Annotated in this window: 4 protein-coding genes; 2 read left to right on the top strand and 2 right to left on the bottom strand. The window is 73.1% G+C overall.

Annotated features, from left to right (window positions below; all coding sequences use genetic code 11):
• Positions 1-42 precede the first annotated feature (42 nt).
• Positions 43-657: an NUDIX hydrolase gene (locus C1I95_RS32720; RefSeq protein ID WP_199524016.1), complete on the top strand. Its 615-nt coding sequence runs from the start codon at positions 43-45 to the stop codon at positions 655-657.
• On the opposite strand, the gene C1I95_RS32715 is transcribed toward C1I95_RS32720, so the two are convergent.
• Together C1I95_RS32715 and C1I95_RS32710 are read right to left on the bottom strand one after the other, a co-directional pair.
• Complete coding sequence (locus C1I95_RS32715) at positions 626-1717, bottom strand: mannose-1-phosphate guanylyltransferase (RefSeq protein ID WP_111219835.1); 1092 nt, start codon at positions 1715-1717, stop codon at positions 626-628. The genes C1I95_RS32720 and C1I95_RS32715 overlap by 32 nt on opposite strands.
• 48 nt (positions 1718-1765) lie before the next feature.
• Positions 1766-2911 (bottom strand): glycosyltransferase family 4 protein, encoded by a 1146-nt coding sequence (locus C1I95_RS32710; RefSeq protein WP_111219833.1) that lies wholly within the window; start codon positions 2909-2911, stop codon positions 1766-1768.
• A gap of 151 nt (positions 2912-3062) precedes the next feature.
• Here C1I95_RS32710 and C1I95_RS32705 point away from each other — a divergent pair.
• Positions 3063-3680, top strand: a 618-nt coding sequence (locus C1I95_RS32705) for a TIGR03089 family protein (protein WP_111219832.1), incomplete at its 3' end; no start/stop codon positions are given.

Genomic DNA, 3680 nt, shown 5'->3' with positions numbered 1-3680 from the left:
CCTCCCACCCGTACCCTGTGCGGTGATGGAAGGAAGGGCCCCTTGTTAACGCCTCGGGTAGTAAAAGGGCCCCCTCTTAACAATGAGGGCGGCTGGGTGGCGCTGCACGCCGACGCGCTGGCACTGCTCGCCGACTGGGCGCCGACCAGCCCGGACGCCGCAACTGCCCGCGACCGTACGCTCGACCTGCTGGCCGCCGGTCCGGCCGCGATGGGCCGCGAGCACCGGGCCGGTCACGTCACCGCCAGCGCGCTGGTGTTCGACGCGACCGGCTCCCGGGTGCTGCTCTGCCTGCACGGCAAGTTCCACAAGTGGGTGCAGCTCGGTGGGCACTGCGAGCCGGGCGACCGGACGCTGGCCGCGGCGGCGTTGCGCGAGGCCACCGAGGAGTCGGGCATCGCCGACCTGCGGCTGGATCCGGTGCCGATCGACGTGGACGTGCACCCGGTGGGCTGCCAGGGCGGTTCGCTGCACCACGACGTCCGGTTCGCAGTGTTCGCCCCGCCCGGGGCGGTGGAACGGGTCAGCGCGGAATCCGATGCGCTGGGCTGGTTCCCGCCGGACCAGCTGCCACACCCGCTGGCCGGCGGGACGGCCCGGCTCGTCGCACCGGGACTGGCAGCCTTCAGACGAGCTTGTCCTCGCCCCGCTCCTTGAGCTCGTCGACGATCGCCTTGACGTCCTGGGCCCGGTCGCGGGGGCAGACCAGCAACGCGTCCGGGGTGTCGACCACGATGAGGTCGCGTACGCCGACGCTGGCCACCAGCCGTCCGGACTGCGGCACCACCACCATGCCGCTGCTGTCGCGCAGCAGCACCTCGGCCTTCGCGTCCACGGCGAGCACCACGTTGCCGTCGGCGTCCGCCGGCAACACCTCACCGAGGGTGTGGAAGTCACCAACGTCGTTCCACTGGAAGTCGCCCGGCACGGTCGCCACCCGCCCGGCGCTCGCCGCGCCCTCCATCACCGCGTAGTCGACCGAGATCTTCGGCAGCGTCGGCCAGACCGCGCCGAGCACGTCGTCCTGCTCGTCGGTGCCCCACACCGCCGCGATGGCGGTGACCCCGGTGTGCAGGGCGGGCTGCTGGCGGGCCAGCTCGGCGAGGAACGCGGACACCCGCCAGACGAACATGCCGGCGTTCCAGAGATACCGGCCGGATCGCAGGTACGCCTCGGCGACGTCCGCGCTCGGCTTCTCCTTGAACTCGATGACCGGCCGCATCGGGCCGTCGCCGACCGGGTCGCCGGTCTGGAGGTACCCGTACCCGGTCTCCGGCCGGGTCGGGGTGATCCCGACGGTCATCAGCAGCCCCTGCTCCGCACCCCGGACCGCCTCCTGGACGGTGGTGACCCACCGCTGCGGGTCGCCGATCAGGTGGTCGGCGGCGAACGAACCCATGACCGCGTCCGGATCCCGTATCGCGATCACCGCGGCGGCCAGTGCGATGGCGGCGCAGGAGTCCCTCGGCGAGGGCTCGACCAGGATGTTCTCCTCCGGCAGGCCGGTCAGCTGGCGGGCCACGGCCGCCGCGTGGGCGGCACCGGTGACCACCATGGTGTGCTCCGGGGTGGTCAGCGGCGTCAGCCGCTCCACCGTCGCCTGGAGCAGCGAAGCCGACGTACCGGTGAACGGATGGAGAAACTTGGGGTGGCTGGCGCGGGACAGCGGCCACAGCCTTGTGCCGCTGCCACCCGCCGGAATGACGACATAGATCACTAGGACATCATGCCCGAACCGCCCGGACCGGGCCCCCCGGTTGCGGCGTCAGGCCCGCGCCCGGGACCAGGCCGCGATGTGCACCTCGGCGCTGGACTCCCAGGTGAACTCCTTGGCCCGGTCGAAGCCGGCCTTGGCCAGCGACAGCCGGCGCGGCTCGTCGTCGAGCAGCGCGGCCAGGTCGGTGGCGATCTGGTCCGGATCCTCGCTGGTGTACGCGACCGCGTCGCCACCGACCTCCGGCAGCGACAGCCGGGGCGTGGTGAGCACCGGAGCGGCGCACGCCATCGCCTCCAGGATCGGCAGACCGAAGCCCTCCCCGTACGACGGGTAGGCGGCGACCAGGGCACCGCCGAGGAACCCGGGCAGGTCGGCGTAGCGAAGGTAACCGGGACGCAGCAGCCGCAGGTGCGACGGCACCTCGGCCACCGCGCGGTCGATGTCGTCGTCGTGCCCCTGGCCGCCGGCCACCACGAGCGCCGGCGGGTCCTGCCGGTCGGCCACCGCCCGGGACCAGCCACGGATCAGGTTCGGCACGTTCTTGCGCGGCTCCTTGGCACCGAGGAACGCCACGTAGCTGCTGCCGCCGAGGCCCAGCCGGGCGCGTACCCGGGCCTTCTCCTCGTCACCCGGCGCGTGGAAGGCGGCGTGGTCCACGCCGTGGTAGGCCACGTCGATTCGGGTCGGGTCGGCGTCCAGCAGTCGGATCAGCTCGTCGCGGGTCGCCTTGCTGGGCACGATCACCCGGTCGGCGCGGCGCAGCGAGGTCTTGATGGCGCTGCGGAAGAACGTCCGCCGGGACTTGTCGTAGTGCTCCGGCTCGGTGAAGAAGGTCGCGTCGTGCACGGTCACCGTGACCGGGCAGCCGGCCCGCAACGGGCAGGTGTAGAAGGGCGAGTGCAGCACCTCCGCGCCGACCTGCTGGGCCAGCAGGGGCAGGCCGGTCTGCTCCCAGGCGAGCCGGGCGGGCCGGTGCGCGACGGCGGCGGGCGCGGGGATGATCTCCGCGCCGGGCAGCATCCTGCGGTAACGCTCCAGGTCGGTGCGGAGGCTGACCACCACCAGATCCACCGCCGACCCGCACACCTTGCCGAGGGCACCGAGCAGTCCGTCGACGTATCTACCGACGCCGCCGCGGTCGGCGGGGACACTCGTGGCGTCGATGAGCACACGGGGCGGGCGACCGGCGGTCACGGGGCGACTCCTTGCAACGGCGGGACTGTGGGGAACGACACTCCGGGCAAGCCTACGCCGGAGCCGGGTACGGACGCTGACTGCGACCCGACGGTACGCCGACTTGTCGCTGTCATCGAGTACGGCCGACGGGCGCGTATCGTTCGCGCCGATGGCCGACAACATTGCCCGGGTGTTCGCCGACGCGATCGCGCCCGACCCGAACCGACCGCTGCTGACCTGGTACGACGACGCCACCGGCGAACGCACCGAACTCTCCGGCGCGACGCTGGCGAACTGGGTGGCCAAGACGGCCAACCTGCTCGTCGACGAGCTGGCCCTCGGCGCCGGCGACACCGCGGCGGTGCTGCTCCCGCCACACTGGCAGACCGCGGCGGTGCTGCTCGGCTGCTGGTCGGCCGGGCTGACCGTGCGCGACGAGCCGGGCGAGGTGGATGTGCTCTTCGCCGCCGCCGACCGGGTCGCCGAGGCGGACGCCTGGTCGGCCGGCGACCGGTACGCGCTCGCGCTGCACCCGTTCGCGCTGCCGCTGCGGGAGGTGCCGGCCGGCTTCGTCGACTACGTGACCGAGGTCCGCGCCCACGGCGACCACTTCGGGGCGTACCCGCCGGGCGGCCCGGCCCATGCCGCACTGCGTGCCCGGGCGACCGCCCGCGCCGCCGAGCTGGGCATCAAGCCGGGCGACCGCGTCCTGATCGACGTCGACCGGCACCCAGACCCGCTCGACTGGCTCCTGGCCCCGCTCACCGCGCAGGCCACCCTGGTGCTG

Source organism: Micromonospora craterilacus (assembly GCF_003236315.1).
Taxonomy (GTDB): Bacteria; Actinomycetota; Actinomycetes; order Mycobacteriales; family Micromonosporaceae; genus Micromonospora; species Micromonospora craterilacus.
This window is presented reverse-complemented; position numbering and strand designations above follow the sequence as displayed.